This window comes from Nocardioides ultimimeridianus, from assembly GCF_054777895.1.
The window spans coordinates 246,853-267,203 of record NZ_BAAHAB010000009.1 but is presented as its reverse complement, the minus strand read 5'-3'; the positions used below and the strand labels follow the sequence as shown (position 1 = coordinate 267,203).

Below are 20,351 nucleotides of genomic sequence, written 5' to 3'. Positions count from 1 at the left end.
TCGGTGCCGGGTGTGGGACTTGAACCCACACGCCCTTTCGGGCAATGGTGTTTGAGACCATCGCGTCTGCCCGTTCCGCCAACCCGGCTTCGCGGCAACTCTATCCTCGCCCGCCGGGCCCGATAGCCTTGGCCCGTGACCGAGACTCCCGCCCGCCGCACGGTCGTCATCGCCGAGGACGAGACGCTGATCCGGATGGATCTGGCCGAGATGCTCGTCGAGGAGGGGTACGACGTGGTCGGGCAGGCCGGCGACGGGCAGAAGGCCATCGAGCTGGCCGAGTCGCTGCGCCCCGACCTGGTCATCCTCGACGTGAAGATGCCCGTCCTGGACGGGATCGCGGCCGCCGAGGCCATCGCCGGCAAGCGGATCGCCCCGGTCGTGATGCTCACCGCGTTCTCCCAGCGCGAGCTGGTCGAGCGGGCGCGCGAGGCGGGCGCGATGTCCTACATCGTCAAGCCGTTCAACCAGAGCGACCTGGTGCCGGCCATCGAGATGGCGGTGAGCCGGTTCGCCGAGATCACCCAGCTCGAGGCCGAGGTCGAGGACCTCAAGGACCGCCTGGAGACCCGCAAGGCCGTCGACCGGGCGAAGAGCATCCTGCAGGAGCAGCTGTCCCTCACTGAGCCCGAGGCCTTCCGGTGGATCCAGAAGACCGCCATGGACCTGCGCATGTCGATGCGCCAGGTCGCCGAGGGCGTCGTCTCGCACGGAGTGCCCGGATCCTCCTGACCCTGCGGGTTTGCCGCACTTCTCGTCGGGGGTAGCACCTGCCTACCTACGACGAGAAGAGAGTCCCCCATGACTTCCATCAAGCGCACCATCCTGGCCGGAATGCTCACCGTGGCCGGAGCGACCGCGGTCGGCGTCGTCGCCGACGGGCCGGCGACCGCCAGCGATCGGGCGAGCTGCAGCGTCGTCTCCTACATCGGGCACTACAGCCACGGAGCGTTCACCTCGACGCGGAACGTGATCGCCCAGATCGCCACGGACAGCTACGCGCCCGGCTACAACCACACGGTCCAGCACACCGTGTCGAAGCGATGGGTCATCAGGGCCGGCATCAAGGGCGACATCGGGCTGTCGACCCAGTCGACGGCGCAGCTGGGCAACAAGTGGATCGAGCAGGCCCAGGTGACCGTGAACACGCAGTTCCACCTAAACCTGCAGATGTCGGCCTCGGGGGAGTACTCCTCCGACAACAAGACCACCGTCACCGACGTCGTGGTCAACAACTCCGGTCACAACGCCACGTTCGTCTTCTACCGCGGCGTTGCGGACAAGGTGACCGCGCCGGTGCGGCTGCAGGTGTGCCGCAACGACGACGGTGGCTCGGCGCAGCTCGGCCACGTCTACCTCGAGCGGGTCGGCCAGCTCGCGACGTTCAGCATCCCGAGCAGTGGCGCCATCCGGTGCGGCGCGGGTACGGCGAACCTCAACGGGGTCGCCAAGGCCGCGCTGGCGATGGGCTGCGCGGGCTGACGCTCACCGCACAGCGGACGTCCCGCTGCTCCTGAGCCGCGACGGATCGCCGCCGATGGCCCGCACGTGCGTGAGCATGTGCGGGCCATCGCGGTGATCGACGGAAGATCTCGATCATCACAAGTTGGCAACATGCCTGTTTCGGGTGGCGGCGCGGCCGCACGGCGCTACTACGGTGAAGAGTCGGCCCATGTGTGGTCGAGATCACGTAGTGAGCAAACGGAGGACCAATGATCCGGATCAGCAAGAGCGCACGGACCCTCGTGGTAGTGCTCGGGGTGGCGTCTCTCAGCCTGACGGCATGCAAGACCACGACCAGCTCCGGAAGCACGCAGGCCAAGGACACGGGCTGTGCGACCAACCTCGCCTTCCTCGGCGCGGAGACCGGCGACTACGCCAACCTCGGCCAGAACATGCTGGGCGGCATCAAGCTGGCGCTCAAGGAGTACAACGCCACGGTGTCGAAGGACCAGTGTGTCGGGCTGGAGGACTTCGACTCGCAGGGCAGCGCCGACAAGGCACCTGACCTCGCCAACCAGATCGTCCAGGACGACAGCATCGTCGGCCTGCTGGGCCCCGGGTTCTCGGGTGAGTCGATGGCGACCGGCAAGACGTTCGCCGGCGCGAACATGCCCGTCGTCTCGGGCTCCGCGACGGAGGTCGACATCACCGAGCAGGGCTGGAAGAACTGGCACCGCATCATCGGTAACGACTCGGCCCAGGGTGCCGCGGACGCGAAGTACATGCTCGGCACGCTCAACGCCAAGAACGTCTTCGTCATCGACGACGGCTCCGACTACGGCAAGGGCCTCGGCGACGTCGTGCGCAAGAGCCTCGGTGCGGCCGACAAGAGCAACGACCAGGTGCAGAGCGGTCAGACCGACTTCTCGGCGACGGTCAGCAAGGTCACGGCGGCCAAGCCCGACGTGGTCTTCTACGCCGGCTACTACGCCGAGTCCGGCCTGCTGGCCAAGCAGCTGCGCCAGGCCGGCTACAAGGGCTCGTTCATGTCCGGTGACGGTTCCGAGGACGCCGGGTTCGTGTCCACGGCCGGTGCCGCGGCGGCGAACGGTGCCCTGCTGTCCGCCCCCGCTGGGCCGGCGCCTGCCGACTTCGCGGCCAAGGTGAAGGCGGCCGGCGGCGTGGTCGGGCTGTACTCGACCCAGTACTACGACGCCACCAAGATCTTCCTGGCCGGCATCAAGGCGGGGAAGACCAGCCACGATGACATGAACGCGTTCATCGCCACCTACACCGCCAAGGGCGTCAGCGGCCCGATCGCGTTCGACAGCCACGGCGACGTCAAGAACACGACGATCTACGTGTACACGGTCAAGAACGGCGCCATCGACGCGGACCACCCGACCGCGGTCAAGTGAGCCCTGCGGCGACCGTCGCGTGAACCACCTGCGGCCGGGGGCGTGAGGCCCCCGGCCGCAGGACCGCACTGAGGAGACACGTGCACTTCCACGATCTGTTCCAGAGCTTCTTCTCGCTGACCTTCACGGGTCTGGCGCTGGGGGCCGTCTACGCGCTGTTCGCCCTCGGCTACACGATGGTGTACGGCGTGCTGCAGCTGATCAACTTCGCGCACTCCGAGGTGTTCATGTTCGGCACCTTCGCGGTCGCGTGGGTCTTCGTCTTCTTCCACGGGACCACCTCGACGAGCGTTCCCCTGACCCATGCGATCGGACTGCTCGCCGTCGCACTGGTCGCGGCGATGCTGGTGTCGGGTGCGGTCGCGCTCCTGCTCGAGAGGGTCGCCTACAGACCCCTGCTCAAGCGCGACGCGCCGAAGCTCATCGCCCTGATCTCGGCGATCGGCGCCTCACTCGCGCTGGTCGAGGTCATGGGCCTCCGCGACCGCATCACGGGCTGGTTCGGCCTCGACGACAACCTGTCGAACTACGTCGCCGGAGCACGCAACAACTACACCAACCCGGTGACGATCAACCCGACCCACCTGACCCCGTTCGGGTGGAACATCCACATCGGCGACTACTACCCGACCGACATCGACCTGCTCGTCTTCAGCTCCGCGCTGCTGCTGATGCTGGCGCTCGATCAGTTCGTACGCCGTACGCGCTTCGGCCGAGGCATCCGCGCTGTGGCGCAGGACCCCGAGTCGGCGTCGCTGATGGGCGTGAACTCGACGCGCGTCATCCAGCTCACCTTCCTGCTCGGCGGCCTCGCCGCGGGAGCGGCTGCCACGCTCTACATGGTGCGGATCGGGACCACCAAGAACACCGCGGGCTTCATCCTCGGCGTCAAGGCATTCACCGCGGCCGTCATGGGCGGCATCGGCAACCTTCGCGGAGCGCTGGTCGGTGGCCTGGTGCTCGGCGTCGCCGAGAACTGGGGCTCGGCCCTGTTCGGGACCCAGTGGAAGGACGTCGTCTCGTTCGTCCTCCTGGTCCTCATCCTCCTGGTCAGGCCCTCGGGCATCCTCGGCGAGGCCGTCGGAAAGGCACGGGCATGAGCGCGGCGACCACGGTCCAGACCCAACGTTCCCGCCGGCGTCGGCTCCCACGGGTGCCGCGACCGGTCCTGATCACCTTCCTCGTCGTCCTGGCGTACGCGATCCCGCTCATCCGGCCACCGTTCATCACCACGCTGCAGACCGACTTCGCCTCGGTGATGTTCGACAGCGCCCTGATGGGCCTGGTCGCGGTCGGCCTCAACATCGTGATCGGCTACGCGGGCCTGCTCGACCTCGGCTACGTCGGCTTCTACGCGTGCGGCGCGTACACCGTCGGCGTGCTGACCTCCTACCACTGGCACTGGCCGTTCCTGCTGGTCCTGCCGGTCGCCGTCGCGTTCACGATGCTGACCGGGGTCCTGCTCGGGGCGCCGACACTGCGGGTGCGCGGCGACTACCTCGCGATCGTCACCATGGGGTTCGGCGAGATCATCCGGCAGACGGTCAACAACACCCCCTGGCTGGGCGGGCCGGCGGGGATCAAGAACATCCCCGCCCCGCCCAGCATCGGGCCGAACCCGGACGGGCCCGACGGCGGGCTGTTCACCATCCCGCACATCAGCTGGAACGGGCTGCAGCCGCTCATCGACCTCGGTCACCAGACCCACTTCCTGAAGTTCGGCGTCCTCGATGCGGTGCCGTACTACTGGGTGGCGCTCACGGCGCTGTTCATCGTCCTGCTGCTCGACCACCGGTTGCTCGACAGCCGGATCGGTCGCGCGTGGGAGGCCACGCGTGAGGACGAGGACGCCGCGGAGCTGATGGGTGTCCGGACCTTCAAGTACAAGCTGATGGCGTTCGCGTTCGGCGCCTCCATCGGCGGTCTCTCCGGAACCCTCTACGCGACCCGTGAGGGCGGCTACATCAACCCGCAGACCTTCGTGATCCAGCTGTCGATGCTCTTCGTCGCGGCCGTCATCGTGGGCGGCGCGGGCAACCGCTGGGGCGCGCTGGCCGGCGGCGTCGTCGTCGCCTTCCTGCCCGAGCGCTTCCGTCAGTTCAGCGACTGGCGGCTGCTCGTGTTCGGCGTGGCGTTGATGGCGCTGGCGATCTGGCGGCCCCAGGGGCTGCTGCCGCCGAAGCGGGCGAAGCGCGCCAAGAAGGTCGAGGAGGAGATCGAGATGCTCGAGGAAGGCGGAGACGGGGACCATCCGGACGGCGAGCCCGGTGGGTTGCCGTTGCGCGCGGGGGGAGTGCAGGACGATGAGTGAGATCCAGGCCGACGAGGTCGGCACGCGGTCGACGTTGCTCGAGGTGGACCACGTCACCATCAAGTTCGGCGGCCTCACCGCGCTCGACGACGTCACCTTCGACATCCGGCCGGGGGAGATCCTCGGCCTGATCGGCCCGAACGGCGCCGGCAAGACGACCTGCTTCAACGTCATGACGGGCGTCTACCAGGCCACGTCCGGGCAGATCCGGTTCGACGGCGCGCCGCTCGCGAAGATGGCACGCAACAAGATCACCCGGCTCGGCATCGCCCGGACGTTCCAGAACATCCGGCTGTTCAAGACCATGACGGCGCTGGAGAACGTCATGGTCGGGTACGACGCCAACAGCAAGGTGGGCATCCTCGACGCGGTGTTCCACCTGCCGCGGCATCGGCGCAACGAGGCCGAGGGCGAGGAGCAGGCGCGCGAGCTGCTCCGGTTCATGGGGCTGGAGGACAAGGCCGACGAGATCGCCTCGAGCCTGTCCTACGGCGACCAGCGCCGCCTCGAGATCGCCCGTGCCATGGCCACCCGGCCCAAGCTGCTGTGCCTGGACGAGCCGGCGGCCGGCTTCAACCCGGCCGAGAAGGTCGAGCTGACCAACCTGATCAAGCGCATCCGCGACCGCGGCTACACGGTGCTGCTGATCGAGCACGACATGCGCCTGGTCATGGGTGCTGCCGATCGGATCGTCGTGCTGGAGTTCGGCCGCAAGATCGCCGAAGGCACGCCGGCCGAGATCCGCGACGACCCGGCCGTGATCGCGGCGTACCTGGGAGTGGAAGAAGAAGATGCTTCTTGAGGTGAATGACCTGCGGGTCAACTACGGACACATCGAGGCGATCCGCGGGATCAGCTTCGACGTCCCCGAGGGATCGATCACCGCGCTCATCGGCGCCAACGGTGCAGGGAAGACCACCACCCTGAAGACGCTGTCAGGGCTGCGCAAGGTCCGTGCGGGGACGGTCGTCTTCGACGGTCGCGACATCACCCACATCGCGCCGTACGAGCGGGTCAAGCAGGGCATCGGCCAGTCGCCCGAGGGTCGCGGGTGCTTCCCCGGCATGACGGTGCGCGAGAACCTCGACATGGGTGCCTACGTCCGCAAGGACAGGGCCGCGATCGCCGAGGACCTCGAGCGGGCGTTCACGCTCTTCCCGCGGCTCAAGGAGCGCGAGAAGCAGGCCGCCGGGTCGATGTCGGGCGGCGAGCAGCAGATGCTCGCCATCGGCCGCGCGCTGATGGCACGTCCCCGGCTCCTCCTGCTCGACGAGCCCTCCATGGGGCTCGCGCCGAAGCTCATCCAGCAGATCTTCACCATCGTCAAGGAGATCAACGCTCAGGGCACGACCGTTCTCATCGTGGAGCAGAACGCGGCTCAGGCCCTGAAGATCGCGAACCACGCCCACGTGCTGGAGACCGGCGAGATCGTCAAGTCCGGGACCGGCGCGGAGCTCGCCGGCGACGACTCGGTCCGGGCGGCGTACCTGGGCGGCTGACGGTCCCGTACGCCGAAGGGGCGGCCCACCACCGGTGGGCCGCCCCTTCCGGCGTACGGGGGTCAGAGGACCTTGGAGAGGAAGGCCTGGGTCCGCTCGTGCTGCGGGTTGCTCAGCACCTCGCGCGGGTCGCCCTCCTCGACGACGACGCCGCCGTCCATGAACACCAGGCGGTCGCCGACCTCGCGGGCGAAGCCCATCTCGTGGGTGACGACCATCATCGTCATGCCCTCGGCCGCCAGGCTCTTCATCACCTCGAGCACGTCGCCGACGAGCTCGGGGTCCAGGGCGCTGGTGGGCTCGTCGAAGAGCATCATGTCCGGGTTCATCGACAGGGCGCGGGCGATCGCGACGCGCTGCTGCTGGCCGCCGGAGAGCTGGCCCGGGTAGGACTTCTCCTTCTCGGCCAGGCCGACCTTGGCCAGGTTGGCGCGGGCGATCTCGACCGCCTCGGCCTTGCCGCGGCCGCGGACGGTGCGCTGGGCGAGGGTCAGGTTCTGCAGCACGTTCAGGTGCGCGAACAGGTTGAACTGCTGGAACACCATCCCGATCCGCGACCGCACCAGGTTGAGGTCGGTCTCGGGGTCGCAGATGTCGATGCCCTCGACCAGGATCTCCCCGGACGTGGGCTCCTCCAGCCGGTTCACGCAGCGCAGCAGGGTGGACTTGCCCGAGCCCGACGGCCCGATCACGCACACCACCTGGCCGGGGTCGACGTGGAAGTCGATGCCCTTGAGCACCTCGTGCTTGCCGAAGTACTTGTGCAGGTTCCGTACGGCGATCGCGGCCGGGGGCTTCCCGGTCTGCCCGGTCGTGTCGGCTCCGTTCGTCATCGCACAGCCCTCCGCTGTCGGCGCTCCAGCCAGGCCACCGTCTGGGTGAGCGGGAGCGTGATGACCAGGTACAGCAGGGCTGCCTGGATGAGACTGGTGGACGTGCCGGCCGAGGGGCCGCCGTTGACGAAGTCGTTGGCCACCGAGGTCAGCTCGCGCTGGCTCAGCTCGATGCCCACGGCGGTGGACAGCAGCGCGGTGTCCTTGACCAGCGCCACGAACTCGTTGGTCAGCGGCGGGACCACGATCCGGAACGCCTGCGGCAGCACGATCCGCAGGGTGGTGCTGACCGAGCCCATGCCGAGCGACCGCGCGGCCTCCACCTGGCCCGGGGGGACCGCCTGGATGCCGGCGCGCATGGTCTCGGCCATGTAGGCGCTGGCCACCAGGATCAGCCCGACCAGGCCGGCCCCGACCGGCCCGCCCGGCGGGTGCCAGCCGAACGCGATCGGGATGCCGGTGGAGCAGAAGCCCATCACGAGCAGCGCGGGCAGGCCCCGGAAGAACTCGATGTACGCCGTCGCCAGCCAGCGGTACGGCGCTGCGGGCGCCTGCCGCATCAGCGCCATGCCCACGCCGATCACCAGGCCGCCGCCGAAGGCGATCGCGGTGTACTTCAGCGTGTTGACGATGCCGGTCGTGATCAGGTCGGGCCAGTTGCTGTTCTTGTTGAACGCGACGCCGTCGTGGTTCCAGAAGTTGAACTGGATCGTCTGCCAGTTCGCCACCAGCGCGAGCGCCACGATGGCGGCTGCGAAGACGGCGTACAGGGCGAGCGTGGACAGTCTGCGCTTGGTGGTGCGCTTCACGGGATCGGCTCCGGACCGGTCAGCTGGCCTTGAAGTACTTGTCCCAGGTCTGCTGGTAGGTCCCGTCCTTGCGCAGCCCGCTCAGCGCGTCGTTGACGTCCTTGAGGAGCTGGGTGTTGCCCTTCTTGACCGCGAAGCCGTACTGCTCGCCGGTCTTGTAGGTCTCCACGACGGTGTACTTGCCGTCCTTGGTGTGCTCGAGGTTCACCGGCAGGTCCTGGAGGAGGGCGTCGACCTGGCCGGCCAGCATCGCCTGGTACTCCTGCGGGTCGGTGCCGTAGCCGATGATCGTCTCGCCGGGCTGCTGGTGCTCGTTGGCGTAGGTCTCGCCGGTCGTCTCCTTCTGGACGCCCAGCTTCTTGCCGGCGAGGTCGGTGATGGTCTTGATCGAGCTGCCGACCGGGACCAACAGGGACTGCTCGGCGTCGTAGTACGGGTCGCTGAAGTCGAGGACCTTGGCCCGGTCGGGCTCGATCGACATCGCGGAGGCGACCAGGTCACAGGTGCCGGCGTTGAGGGCGGCACCGCTCTTGAGCTGACCGAACGGCGTGCGCTTGATGGTCAGCGAGAGGTTCATCTTCTGCGCGATGTCGCTGACCAGGTCGATGTCGAAGCCGCTGTAGCCCGAGGGGGAGGACTTGTCGATGTCCTCGAAGGGGGCGTAGGGGATGTCGGAGCACACGGTGAGGGTCCCGGCCTTGATGATCGATGCACCGGAGGCGGTGGTCGACGCCTTCGAGCCGCACCCCGCGAGGGAGATCGCGGCGAGGAGCACAGCGGGCAGGGCGACGGCACGTGAGACGAGACGAGACTTGGACATGCCCGGCACTCTAGACCCGCCGTGGGCGCGAGCGGTGCACGTCACATGCTTGTTCGGCAATCGTCACCAACCCTTGTGTCGCCCGGTGGCGGCGGGCGTAGGCTCTGCGCCATGAGCAGGAGCCCCCTCGTCACGCGGATCGCCCGGCGTGAGGACGCGGCGGCACTGGTCGGGCTGTGGAGCGACGTGCTGCGTCGTACGGACCCGTCCGACCAGGTGGCCGACCTCGAGCTCGTCATCAAGCAGGCCGCGGTCTCCCCGGAGCAGCGCCTCGTCGTCGTCGAGTACGACGGGGAGGTGGCGGGCGCCGTCTTCCTGCGGCTGACCACGCTCTCGCCGATCAACCTCGAGCCCTGTGTGCAGTCCGTGCAGCCGCGCGTCCTGCCGCACCTGCGCCGCCACGGCGTCGGGCGCGCGCTGATGGACGCTGCGACGACGTACGCCGAGGAGAACGGCCTGCTGCACGTCACGACCGCCGTGCCGTCGACCTCGCGTGAGGCGAACCGGTTCATGGCGCGGCTCGGCTTCGGGCCGGTCGCGACGATCCGGCTCGCGACGACCTCGGTGGTCCGTCAGCGGATCACGCCGCCGACGGCGACCGACCGGGGCCTGAACAAGGTGCTGGCGGCGCGCCGCTCGCAGCGCCGGGTGGCGCGGGCGGCCGTGGAGCGCGTGGCGTTCCCCGACGCGCTCGAGTGACCTCGGATCGGACGCTGCCGGCCCGGGCCGGCCTCAGGAGCCCGAGGGCGGGGCGTCGATCAGGGCGCAGGTGATCCGCGAGGTGCAGACCCGCTTGCCGCGCTCGTCGGTGATGACGACCTCGAAGGCGGCGCTGCTGCGGCCGAGATGGATGGCGCTCGCCGTACCGGTCACGGTGCCGGAGGTCGCCGCGCGGTGGTGGGTGGCGTTGATGTCGACGCCGACCGCGATCTTGCCCATCGTGCCGGCGTGCAGCGCCGAGCCCACCGATCCGAGCGTCTCGGCCAGCGCGACCGACGCGCCGCCGTGGAGCAGGCCGTAGGGCTGGGTGTTGCCCTCGACCGGCATCGTCCCGACGATGCGCTCGGCGGTCGCCTCGATGACGGTCACGTCCAGCTTGTCGTTGAGGGCGCCGCGGGTGAGGTTGAGCTGCTCGATCAGGTCTGCGTCCGGGGCTGCGTCATGGGCCATGGGGCCGACGCTAGTGGACATCCCCGGAGGTTCTACGAGCGCCCTGCACCCCGGGCACGCGCCTCGCCGCGTTGCCGACGCTTGCGAGACAACCCGGTATGGCTGCGCGCCGGCGCCTTGCGATGCACGCACCCGGGGCACAGGACGCCTCCGTAGAACCTCCGGGGATGACCACTGGTGTCCGTGGCCCTCGGTAGAGTCGCCGGGTGCCCAGGCTCCTGCTTCTCGACGGCCACTCGCTCGCCTACCGCGCGTTCTTCGCGCTGCCGGTGGAGAACTTCTCGACCGCGACCGGACAGAACACGAACGCCGTCTACGGCTTCACCTCGATGCTGGTCAACGTGCTGCGCGACGAGCAGCCCACGCACGTGGCGGTGGCCTTCGACGTCTCCCGGCAGACCTTCCGTTCCGAGGAGTACTCCGAGTACAAGGCCAAGCGGAACAAGACGCCGGGGGAGTTCAGCAGCCAGCTTCCGCTCATCGAGCGGATGCTCACCAGCTTCTCGATCCCGTTCCTCAAGGCCGAGGGCTTCGAGGCCGACGACATCATCGCCACCCTGGTCACCCAGTCACTCGCCGAGGTCGACGACCTCGAGGTGCTCATCCTCACCGGCGACCGGGACTCGATCCAGCTCGTCACGGACCGCTCCACGGTGCTCTACCCGATGCGCGGGGTCTCCGACCTGGCCCGGCTCACCCCGGCCTACGTCGAGGAGAAGTACGGCGTCCCGCCGCACCGCTACCCCGAGCTCGCCGCGATCGTGGGGGAGACCTCCGACAACCTGCCGGGCGTGCCCGGTGTGGGTGCGGGCTTCGCCGCGAAGTGGATCAACACCTACGACGGCCTCGACAACGTGATCACCCATGCCGACAAGATCACCGGCAAGAAGGGCGAGGCCCTGCGCGAGCACCTCGGCGACGTGATCCGCAACCGCCGGCTCAACGCGCTGGTGCGCGACCTCGACCTCGGAGTGGCCGTCGGTGACCTGGTGCGCCGTGAGTGGGACCGGGCGGGCGCCCTGGAGCTGCTCGACGAGCTGGAGTTCCGCGGCGAGCTGCGCACCCGGATCATGGACGTCGTCGCCCCGGCCGAGGAGATCCAGGTCGAGCCCGGGGTCCAGGTCGACGGCGTGGCCCTCGGCGAGGGCGAGGTCGCCGGCTGGCTGGACGAGGTCGCCGGCGAGACGGTCGGGCTGAGCGTCCAGGGCGGGTGGGGCAGCGGGACCGGACGGGTGAGCGGGATCGGGCTGGCGCTCGCCGACGGCCGGGCGGCGTACGTCGACGTCGACGCGCTCAGCCCCGCCGACGACGCCGCGCTGGCGGGCTGGCTCGCCGACCCCGCGCAGCCGAAGGTGCTGCACGCCGCGAAGGGTCCGCTCGTCGCGCTCGCGGCCCACGGCTGGGCGCTCGCGGGCGTGGTCGAGGACACCGCGCTGGCGGCGTACCTCGTGGCGCCGGACCAGCGCTCCTACGACCTCGCCGACCTGACCCTGCGCTACCTGCACCGCGAGCTCACCCAGAGCGAGGACCCCGACCAGGGCGAGCTGCTCTTCGACGACACCGGCGATCAGGCGGGCGTCGCGCGCGACGCGATGGTCCAGGCGCGGGCCGCCCTCGACCTGTCCGCGGAGCTGGCCGACCAGGTCGCCAAGGCCGGTGGCCGGCAGCTGCTCACCGACGTCGAGCTGCCGCTGGTCGGCGTCCTGGCCGGCATGGAGCAGACCGGCATCGCGGTCGACACCGAGCACCTCGAGGGGCTCGAGGAGCACTTCGCGACGCTGGTGCGCGAGGAGGCGGAGGCGGCGTACGCCGTCATCGGCCGGGAGATCAACCTCGGCTCGCCCAAGCAGCTGCAGGTGGTGCTCTTCGACGAGCTCGGGATGCCGAAGACCAAGCGCACCAAGACCGGCTACACCACCGACGCCGACGCGCTGCAGGGTCTCTTCGCGCAGACCGAGCACCCGTTCCTGCTGCACCTGCTGCGTCACCGCGAGGTGATCCGGCTCCGGCAGACCATCGAGGGGCTGCTCAAGACCGTCCAGCCCGACGGCCGGATCCACACCACCTTCCACCAGACCATCGCCGCCACCGGCCGTCTCTCCAGCACCGATCCGAACCTGCAGAACATCCCGGTGCGGACCGAGGAGGGGCGCCGGATCCGGGAGAGCTTCGTGGTCGGCAGCGGCTACGAGGCGCTGATGACCGCCGACTACAGCCAGATCGAGATGCGGATCATGGCGCACCTGTCCGAGGACGCGCTGCTGATCGAGGCGTTCCGGTCCGGGCAGGACTTCCACACCATCACCGCCCGCCGGGTGTTCGGCGTGGCCGACGACGTCGCGGTCTCGCCCGAGCAGCGCGCGAAGATCAAGGCGATGAACTACGGCCTGGCCTACGGGCTCTCGGCCTTCGGCCTGTCCCAGCAGCTCGGCATCGAGCCGAGCGAGGCGCGGGGGCTGATGGAGGAGTACTTCGAGACCTTCGGCGGCGTGCGCGACTACCTCTCCGGCGTGGTCGACGAGGCCCGCAGCACCGGGTTCACCGAGACCATCATGGGCCGGCGGCGCTACCTGCCCGACCTGACCTCCGACAACCGGCAGCGCCGCGAGATGGCCGAGCGGATGGCCCTCAACGCGCCGATCCAGGGCTCGGCCGCGGACCTGATCAAGGTCGCCATGCTCAACACCGCGGCGGCCATGAGCGCCGCCGGGCTGTCCTCACGGATGCTGCTGCAGGTGCACGACGAACTCGTCTTCGAGGTGGCCGCAGGGGAGCGGGAGACCCTCGAGGCGCTGGTCCGGGAGCAGATGGGTTCCGCCGCGGACCTGGCGGTGCCGCTGGACGTGTCGGTCGGGACCGGTCGCAGCTGGCACGAAGCGGCCCACTGAGTCGCTGGTTCGATACGCCGTTCGCGACTTCGCAGGCTCAGTCGCGAACGGCTACTCAACCAACGACATCTCGCTGGTTGAGTGCCGCGAGCGCCAGCGAGCGGCGTATCGAAACCAGCAGGTGGCGGGCTATTCGGCCGCGGCGGGCACCGGGCGCTGCAGCAGCTGCAGCGCCAAGAGGACGGCGACGGTGACGGCGTCGATGGCCATGACGGTGAGAGCCAGGCCGGTGAGGCCGGTGGCCATGCCGCCCAGGCCGATCAGGGCGGCGACGCTGACGGCGACGATGTACTTGGTGCTGCGGCCGCGCTGGGCCAGGCCGCTGTAGACCAGCAGCTGCAGCAGCGACAGCAGCCCGCCGATGACGGCGAAGAGCCAGAGCCGGCCGGTGACGCCGGCGTACTTCTCGCCACCGACGAACTGGACCGCCACGCCCTGCAGCACCCAGGCGCCGGCGACGCAGAACGCGCCGAGGCCGCCGAGGAAGAGCAGGCCGCGCACGATCGCCTGGCGGCTCTGGGAGTCGTCGGCCATCGAGGGGAACAGGATGACCACCGCGAACTGCGGCAGGAAGAGCACGGCCTTGGTCACGATCAGGCCGCCGGCGTACAGGCCGGCGTCGTGATGGGAGAGGACGTTGCGCGCCACGATCACGTCGAGGTTGGCCAGCGCGGTGAAGGCGAGCAGTGCCATCGACGAGGCGATGGCCTCGTGGCGGACGTCGCGGCGTACCTCGCGGTTGTGGGCGGTCGCCTTGGCGTGCGGGCGATGGCCGCGCAGCGCGAGGAAGCCGATGCCGACCGGGATGAAGGAGGCGACCAGGACGCCGAGCATGCCGCTGGCCTCGGTGTGGCGGACCGCGAGGAAGCCCGCGCCCAGCACGACCCGCGGGACGCCGACGCCGATGTACATCAGCGACAGCGGCAGCCAGCGGCGCTCGCCCTGCAGGACGCCGGCCTGGCCGCCCATCAGCGTGGTCGGGATGACGGTCAGCGCGAGCAGGACCGCCGGGTAGATCGACCCGAGCTCGAGCAGCTTCCACACCAGTGGGGTGCAGGCCAGCGCCAGGATGCCCAGGCCCCAGGCGGCGCGCCAGGTCGTGGCGAGGATGCTCTGCTCGATGGCGGCGACGTCGGCGGGCTCGTGCACGATCCGGCGGGCCGCGGTCGCCTGGATGCCGAGCTGGACGACCGAGAGGACCATGAGCAGGGCCATCAGGCTGGCGATGCCGCCGTACTGCTCGGGGCCGAGGAGGCGGGCCGAGACCATCTGGAACGCGTAGGCGCCGATGTTCATGATGGCCATGGCGATCGCGATGCCGGCGCTGCTGCGCAGCAACCGGAAGATCTTGGAGCCCACGGGGGCCTCGACCACGCTCATCACGGCTCAGAGCCTAAAGGCTGGGCCACAGGTTCTGAGGATCATCGCTGCGCCCGCATACAGTGACCACCGCCACTCGGGAGGAGCCAGGAGGGAGGTCGGATGCCGGATCGGGGTGTCCGCGGCGACCGTCGGTGCACCGCAGTGCTGTGCTGCATCTACGCCGCGCTCGCCGTCCTGACCCTCACCGAGCAGTGGGGTCGGACCACCAACGACACCCGGCTCGAGCTCACCGAGCGCCCGGGCGACTATCTCGCGGGGACCTTCTCGCTGTGGCATCCGGGCACCTCGCTGGGCGAGCTGCAGAACCAGGCCTACGGCTACCTCTTCCCGCAGGGCAGCTTCTTCACCGTCGTGGAGTGGCTGGGGGTTCCCGGGTGGGTGACCCAGCGGCTGTGGTCCTTCCTGCTGCTCGTCCTCGCCTGTGAGGGCGTACGCCGGCTGGCACGTGCCCTGGGCACGGGACCCTGGGCCGCGGCGGCCGCCGGGGTCGCCTACGCGCTGGCGCCCCGGATGGTCGCGGAGGTCGGCCTGCGCAGCGCGGAGATCCTGCCCGCGGCGGTGCTGCCGTGGGCGGTGCTGCCCCTGGCGCTGATGGTCGAGCGGCGGCGCCGGCCACGGGACGCTGCTCTGTTGTCGGTGGCCGCCTTCGCGTGCGGCGGCGGGGTCAACGGCACCGCGACGGCGGCTCCCGCGGCGCTGCTGGCGATCGTGGTCGGCTGGGCGGCGTGGCGGCGGCTGGTCGGGTGGCGCTTCGTCGCGGGCTGGCTCGCGCTGATGGCGGCGGCCAACGCCTGGTGGATCGTGTCGCTGCTGCGGCTGGGCGCCTCCAGCCCGCCGTTCTTCGACTACGTCGAGGACGCGCGGACCACGACCGCCACCGCGGGCTTCGCCTCGTCGCTGCGCGGTGCGAGCAACTGGATCGACTTCCTCCAGGTCTCCGGTACGCCGTGGTGGCCGGCCGGCTGGCAGCTGTCCACCTCGCCCTGGCTGGTGCTCGGATCGGGGCTGGTGGCGGCGCTCGGGCTGGTGGGGCTGCTGCGCTGGCGCAGTCGCTGGCGGGCGCCCCTGCTGGGCGCGGCGGCGCTCGGCCTGCTCTGCCAGGTCGCGGCGCACACCGGCCCGCTGGACGGCCCGTTCGCGGGCTGGCTGCAGGGGCTGCTCGACGGCTCGCTCGCCCCGCTGCGGAACATCCCGAAGGCCGACCCGATCCTGCGGCTGCCGCTCGCCATCGGGGTGGCGGTGGTCGTGGACCACGTGGCGCGCGCGTGGCTCGACCGGGTTGGCGGACGGGCTGACGGTCGGGCCGGCAGGGTGCGCGCGGTGCGGGCGGCGGTCGCGGCCGGTCTCGCGCTCGCGCTGGCGGGCGGGCTCGTGGCGATGTCCGCGCCGATCGTCGCAGCGAACACCCGCATCCCCGGCTGGACCCGCATTCCGTCGTACTGGACCGACGCGGCGGCGTACGTCGCCCAGCGACCCGGGACGACCTGGGTGATCCCCGGCTCGGGCTTCGGCAACCAGACCTGGGGCTGGACCATGGAGGAGCCGATGGACGCGGTCGCGCGGTCGCCGTGGGTGACCCGCTCCCAGGTGCCGCTGACGCCGTCGGGGACGATCCGGATGCTCTCGCAGCTGGAGTCCTACCTGGAGACGGGCACCGGGTCGGCGTACCTGCGCTTCATGCTGGCCCGGGTCGGCGTCACCCAGATCCTGCTGCGCCACGACCTCGACCAGGAGCTTGCGCAGGTGCCGTCGGCGAGCACCGTCGCGATCGCCCTCGCGCGCTCGCCGGGGATCACCCGGGTCCGCAGCTTCGGGCACGACGGCCCGGGTCCGGCGATCGAGGTGTTCCGGGTCGATCCCGTCCCCACGGGTACGACCGCCGGCACGTACGCCGTGCGCGACTCCGCCGCCGCGGTCACCGTGACCTCGGTCGAGGACGGCCTGACCGCCGTGGGCAACAGCCTCGTCGGTCCCGACCAGCCGATGGTCGTCACCGGTACGCCGGGGTGGAGCGCACCGGTCGACGTGGTCGGTGACGGCTACCGGCGCCGCGAGAGGGACTTCGGCCGCGTGCACGACGCGGTGAGCGCGGTGATGGCCGCCGACGAGCCGAGCCACACCGGCCGGGTGCTGCCCGACTATCCCGAGCCGGGTGGGGCGCAGCCCGTGGTCGCGCGCTACCTCGGCATCGGCGGTGTGACCGCGTCGAGCTCGCGCGGCTGGGCCGACACGGTGGGCGCCGTGCACCCCGAGGACGGCCCCTGGTCGGCGCTCGACGGCGACCCCACCACCGCCTGGCGCCCGGGCGCGTACGCCGGTCCGGCCGGCCAGTGGTGGCAGGTGGACCTGCTGGCGCCGAGCCCGATCGGCCGGGTGAGTATCACCGGCGCCGGGACCTGGACCGTCCGCGCCGGAGGCGTCGAGCGCACCGTCACCTCCGACGGCGACGCCAGCGTGGACCTCGGCGGTGTCGTGGCCGGATCGGTGCGGGTGACGGCCGGCTCGGCGGACGCCGGGGCGCTGGCCGAGGTGGCGATCGACGGGGTGCACGCGCAGCGGACCCTGGTGGTGCCGCCCGTCGCCGAGAGCGCCCACCCGTCCTTCCTCTTCACCGCGACGCCTGCGGCGCGCGCCTGCGTGACCTCGATCCTCGGGCCCGACTGCGAGCCCGGCGCGCAGCACGCCGCGGAGGAGGAGACCGGGATCGACCGGACCTTCACCGTCTCCGCCGACGGCACCTGGTCGCTGCGCGGCCTGGTCGTCGCCCGCGCCAGCAGCGCGACCCTGGCCCTGCTGCAGCCACTCGGCGGCGTGCGGATCACGGCGTCCTCGACCTACGGGTCGGACCCGGCGGTGTCGGCGCGGATGGCCTACGACGACGACCCGGGGACCGAGTGGGTCGCCGACCCCGCCGACCCCCGTCCGAGCCTGCAGGTCGACCTCGGCCGGGTCCGCACGATCCGCCGGCTCACCATGGTCGCGCCCTCCGGGGTCGCCGTGGCACCGGCCGCGGTGCGGATCACGACGCCGGACGGCCGGTCGCGGTCGGTCGCCTTCGGCGCGCTCAGCCCGCTCACGACCTTCCCGCCGCTGCGGGCGCGGCACCTCACGATCACCCTCGCCCGCTCGGCCGGGGCCACTGGGGCACCGCTCGGCGTGGCCGAGCTCCGGCTGCAGGGCGGGCGCGTCGGCGTACCCCTCGACGGGGCGGCGACCACCGGCTCGGTGTGCGGCTACGGGCCGACGCTCGTGGTCGACGGCCACCGGGTCGCGACCCGGGTGAGCGGCACGATCGGCGACGTGGTGAGCGACGGCGAGCTCGCCGTGCACCCCTGCGGCACCCGTCGCTGGCGGCTCGCGGCCGGGGTGCACCGGGTCCGGCTGCTGTCGACCGAGCAGTTCCAGCCGGTGGAGCTGGGGCTGCTGCCGACCCGCGCCGCCGCGGTCCCGGCCGGCCGGGACCGCACGCTGTCGGTCGTGTCGGCCACGGACACCCGCACGGTCCTGGACGTCGGGCCGGGCGCCGCCGCGGTCGTGTCGGCGCCGTACAACGTCAACCCGGGGTGGACCGCGACCGTGGACGGCCACCGGCTCGCCCCGATCACCGTCGACGGCTGGGCCCAGGGCTGGCTTCTGCCCGCCGGCACCTCGGGCCGGGTCGTGCTGACGTTCACCCCGCAGCAGGGGTACGTCGCCGGGCTGGTCGGCGGCCTGGTCACGCTGGTCCTGGTGCTGCTCGCGGCCTGCTGGGTGCTGGTGCGGCCGTCCGCCGTCGCGAAGGGCCCGGCGATCCGGCGTGCCCCGCGCCGGCAGGCCCGACCGTGGACCTGGGCGCTGGCCGGGCTGCTCGGTTGGCTGCTCGCCGGCCCCGTCGTCGGCCTCGCGGCCCTCGCCGTGGTGCTCGCCGGACGCTGGCCCCGGGCGTGCGCCGGCCTGGTGGGCGCGGCCCTGGTGGCGGCGTACGCCGTGACCGCGGTGCAGCTGAGCGGCGGTCCGCGGCTGCCCGCCGACGCCGTCGACCTGCTGGTGGGTGCGGCCGTCGCCCTCGGTCTCGGCGCGGCCGTGCGGAGGGCGCCGTGAGCCGGCGCGCGGTGCTCACCGACGCCGCCTGGTCCCTGGTCCTCGCCCTGGCGGTCGTCGGTCCGCTGTGGCTGGGCCGCGGTTTCTGGCTGGTCGGGGACATGGTGTTCGTGCCGCACCAGCCCTGGAAGGACGCGTGGCTCGGCCTGGACGGCACCCTGCCGCGGGCGGTCCCGATGGACGCCCTGATCTCGGCGGTGAGCCACGTGCTGCCCGGCGAGGTCCTCCAGCGACTGCTGCTGACCGGCGGGCTCGTCGTCGGCGGGATCGGGATGGGGCGGCTGACCGCCCGCTTCGGCACTTCCGCCCGGGCTGCGGCGATCGCCCTGCTCTGCTGGAACCCGTGGGTCGCCGAGCGGCTCGGCATCGGGCAGTGGGCGATCCTGCTGGGCTACCTGCTGCTGCCCTGGGTGGTGCTCGCCGCGCGCCGCCTGCGCGAGAGTCCCGCGGACTGGGCGCCTGCGGCCCTCGCCTGCCTCGCGTCCGCGCTCTGCAGCCCGTCCAGCGGCGTCATGGCGGCCCTGACGCTGCTGGTGCTCGCCGCCGGCCGGCGCACCTGGCCGCGGATCGTGGTGATCGCCGTGGTCGCGAACCTGGCCTGGATCGGGCCGGCGGTCACCGCGACGACGGCCGACGTCACCACCACCGGCGTCTTCGCGAGCTTCGCGGCGCGCGGGGAGTCGGCGGCAGGCGTCCTCCCCAGCCTGCTGTCGCTGGGCGGGATCTGGAAGACCTCGATCGTGCTCGAGGCCCGCACCAGCGAGCTCGTGGTGCTGCTGTCGTGCCTGCTCAGCCTCGTGGCCCTCGTGGGACTGGTGCGGTGGTCCCGCGACGAGCCGGGGGAGGCCCGCCGGCTCGCCGCCCTCGCCGCGGGCGCGATGGCCGTTGCCCTGCTGCCGGACCTGCCCGGCGGCGACCGGCTGCTCGAGGACCTCGCGGCGCACCTGCCCGGCCTGGCGCTGCTGCGCGACTCGCACCGGTTCCTCGCGCCGCTGGGGCCCGTCCTGGCCGTCGGGCTGGCCGGCGCGGTCGCCGAGGTCTGCGAGCGCGTCCGTCCGGGCCGCGAGTCGCTGTGGGGCGTGGCCGCGCTGCTCGTGGTGGCCCCGATCCTGCTGCTGCCGGGGCTCGGCTGGGGGCTGGGCGGGCAGCTGCAGCGCTCGGCCTACCCGCCCGGGTGGGCCGCCGTGGCCGCGCACCTGGACGCGGCCCCCGGCACGACCGTGGTGCTGCCCTGGACGGGCTCCTACCGGGCCTTCGCCTGGTCGCACGACCGCGCCGTGCTCGACCCCGCGCCGCGGGTGCTGCCCGGCGAGGTCCTCGTCGACGACCGGACCTACCTGGCCGACCAGGTCGTGCCGGCCGAGGACCCGCGCGCGGAGGCGGTCCGCGGCGCCCTCGGCGCGACCGATCCCGTCGCCGCCCTCCGTGCCCTGCACGTGCGGTGGGTGCTGGTCGAGGCCGATCTCGGTGCCCGCCCGACGCCCGCGCAGCTGCGCAGCCACGGCGCCACGACGTCGTACGACGGCGACGGACTGGTCCTGCTCGACCTCGGAACCCCCGAACGGACCCCGTCAACCATGCCTTCGGTCACGAAACACCGGGACATCGTCCTGATCTGCGACGCGGCCGGGGTTCTTTTGCTTTTGAGCGGCACGATCCGGATACTCCGGGGCAGGATGTAACCGACGCCACACAAT

General features: G+C 71.3%; 16 protein-coding genes and 1 tRNA gene. 11 read left to right on the top strand and 6 right to left on the bottom strand.

The genetic code is table 11. The features are described from left to right. Positions 1-4: 4 nt before the first annotated feature. A tRNA-Leu gene (locus ACYU8V_RS09835) sits at positions 5-88 on the bottom strand. A 47-nt stretch (positions 89-135) separates the two neighbouring features. Here ACYU8V_RS09835 and ACYU8V_RS09830 point away from each other — a divergent pair. The 7 genes from ACYU8V_RS09830 (at position 136) to ACYU8V_RS09800 (ending at position 6,671) form a co-directional block, all read left to right on the top strand. Then, entirely contained in the window at positions 136-732 is a 597-nt protein-coding gene (locus ACYU8V_RS09830; RefSeq protein ID WP_460847000.1) for an ANTAR domain-containing response regulator, read from the top strand. A 69-nt stretch (positions 733-801) separates the two neighbouring features. Beyond that, positions 802-1,482: a hypothetical protein gene (locus ACYU8V_RS09825; protein ID WP_460846998.1), complete on the top strand. Its 681-nt coding sequence runs from the start codon at positions 802-804 to the stop codon at positions 1,480-1,482. Positions 1,483-1,760: 278 nt separating this feature from the next. Next, positions 1,761-2,861 (top strand): branched-chain amino acid ABC transporter substrate-binding protein, encoded by a 1,101-nt coding sequence (locus ACYU8V_RS09820; protein ID WP_460846996.1) that lies wholly within the window; start codon positions 1,761-1,763, stop codon positions 2,859-2,861. A gap of 80 nt (positions 2,862-2,941) precedes the next feature. Next, a complete protein-coding gene (locus tag ACYU8V_RS09815) occupies positions 2,942-3,961 on the top strand; it encodes a branched-chain amino acid ABC transporter permease (protein WP_460846994.1) in 1,020 nt (339 codons plus the stop codon). Positions 3,962-4,014: 53 nt separating this feature from the next. After that, a complete protein-coding gene (locus ACYU8V_RS09810; protein WP_460846993.1) occupies positions 4,015-5,172 on the top strand; it encodes a branched-chain amino acid ABC transporter permease in 1,158 nt (385 codons plus the stop codon). Continuing rightward, positions 5,165-5,974 (top strand): ABC transporter ATP-binding protein, encoded by an 810-nt coding sequence (locus ACYU8V_RS09805; protein WP_460846992.1) that lies wholly within the window; start codon positions 5,165-5,167, stop codon positions 5,972-5,974. The genes ACYU8V_RS09810 and ACYU8V_RS09805 overlap by 8 nt, the downstream gene beginning before the upstream one ends. Before the next feature lies 1 nt (position 5,975). After that, positions 5,976-6,671: an ABC transporter ATP-binding protein gene (locus tag ACYU8V_RS09800; RefSeq protein ID WP_460846990.1), complete on the top strand. Its 696-nt coding sequence runs from the start codon at positions 5,976-5,978 to the stop codon at positions 6,669-6,671. A gap of 62 nt (positions 6,672-6,733) precedes the next feature. Here ACYU8V_RS09800 and ACYU8V_RS09795 read toward each other — a convergent pair whose 3' ends face one another. From ACYU8V_RS09795 to ACYU8V_RS09785, 3 genes are read right to left on the bottom strand one after another with little or no spacing between them, the layout of a single operon-like run. Beyond that, positions 6,734-7,504, bottom strand: coding sequence for an amino acid ABC transporter ATP-binding protein (locus ACYU8V_RS09795; RefSeq protein ID WP_460846988.1), 771 nt, complete (start codon positions 7,502-7,504; stop codon positions 6,734-6,736). After that, positions 7,501-8,313 carry an amino acid ABC transporter permease gene (locus ACYU8V_RS09790; RefSeq protein ID WP_460846987.1) on the bottom strand — a complete coding sequence of 271 codons (813 nt, stop codon included), beginning with the start codon at positions 8,311-8,313 and terminating at the stop codon, positions 7,501-7,503. The genes ACYU8V_RS09795 and ACYU8V_RS09790 overlap by 4 nt, the downstream gene beginning before the upstream one ends. Positions 8,314-8,332: 19 nt before the next feature. After that, complete coding sequence (locus ACYU8V_RS09785) at positions 8,333-9,133, bottom strand: ABC transporter substrate-binding protein (protein WP_460846985.1); 801 nt, start codon at positions 9,131-9,133, stop codon at positions 8,333-8,335. A 111-nt stretch (positions 9,134-9,244) separates the two neighbouring features. Here ACYU8V_RS09785 and ACYU8V_RS09780 point away from each other — a divergent pair, with 111 nt between their 5' ends. After that, positions 9,245-9,832, top strand: a complete 588-nt coding sequence (locus ACYU8V_RS09780; protein ID WP_460846983.1) for a GNAT family N-acetyltransferase — start codon at positions 9,245-9,247, stop codon at positions 9,830-9,832. 33 nt (positions 9,833-9,865) lie between these two features. On the opposite strand, the gene ACYU8V_RS09775 is transcribed toward ACYU8V_RS09780, so the two are convergent. Further along, on the bottom strand, positions 9,866-10,303 hold the full coding sequence (locus ACYU8V_RS09775) for a hotdog fold thioesterase (RefSeq protein ID WP_460846982.1): 438 nt from the start codon (positions 10,301-10,303) through the stop codon (positions 9,866-9,868). A gap of 206 nt (positions 10,304-10,509) precedes the next feature. On the opposite strand from ACYU8V_RS09775, the gene polA reads away from it, so the two are divergent. After that, the gene (gene polA, locus ACYU8V_RS09770; protein ID WP_460846981.1) at positions 10,510-13,191 is read left to right on the top strand and encodes a DNA polymerase I; all 2,682 of its coding nucleotides are present in this window, start codon (positions 10,510-10,512) and stop codon (positions 13,189-13,191) included. Between the two features lie 129 nt (positions 13,192-13,320). Here polA and ACYU8V_RS09765 read toward each other — a convergent pair whose 3' ends face one another. Then, entirely contained in the window at positions 13,321-14,571 is a 1,251-nt protein-coding gene (locus ACYU8V_RS09765) for a lipopolysaccharide biosynthesis protein (protein ID WP_460846979.1), read from the bottom strand. A 102-nt stretch (positions 14,572-14,673) separates the two neighbouring features. Here ACYU8V_RS09765 and ACYU8V_RS09760 point away from each other — a divergent pair, with 102 nt between their 5' ends. Then, positions 14,674-18,654 carry an alpha-(1->3)-arabinofuranosyltransferase domain-containing protein gene (locus ACYU8V_RS09760; protein ID WP_460846978.1) on the top strand — a complete coding sequence of 1,327 codons (3,981 nt, stop codon included), beginning with the start codon at positions 14,674-14,676 and terminating at the stop codon, positions 18,652-18,654. Beyond that, positions 18,651-20,336 carry a hypothetical protein gene (locus ACYU8V_RS09755; RefSeq protein ID WP_460846977.1) on the top strand — a complete coding sequence of 562 codons (1,686 nt, stop codon included), beginning with the start codon at positions 18,651-18,653 and terminating at the stop codon, positions 20,334-20,336. The genes ACYU8V_RS09760 and ACYU8V_RS09755 overlap by 4 nt, the downstream gene beginning before the upstream one ends. Positions 20,337-20,351 lie beyond the last annotated feature (15 nt).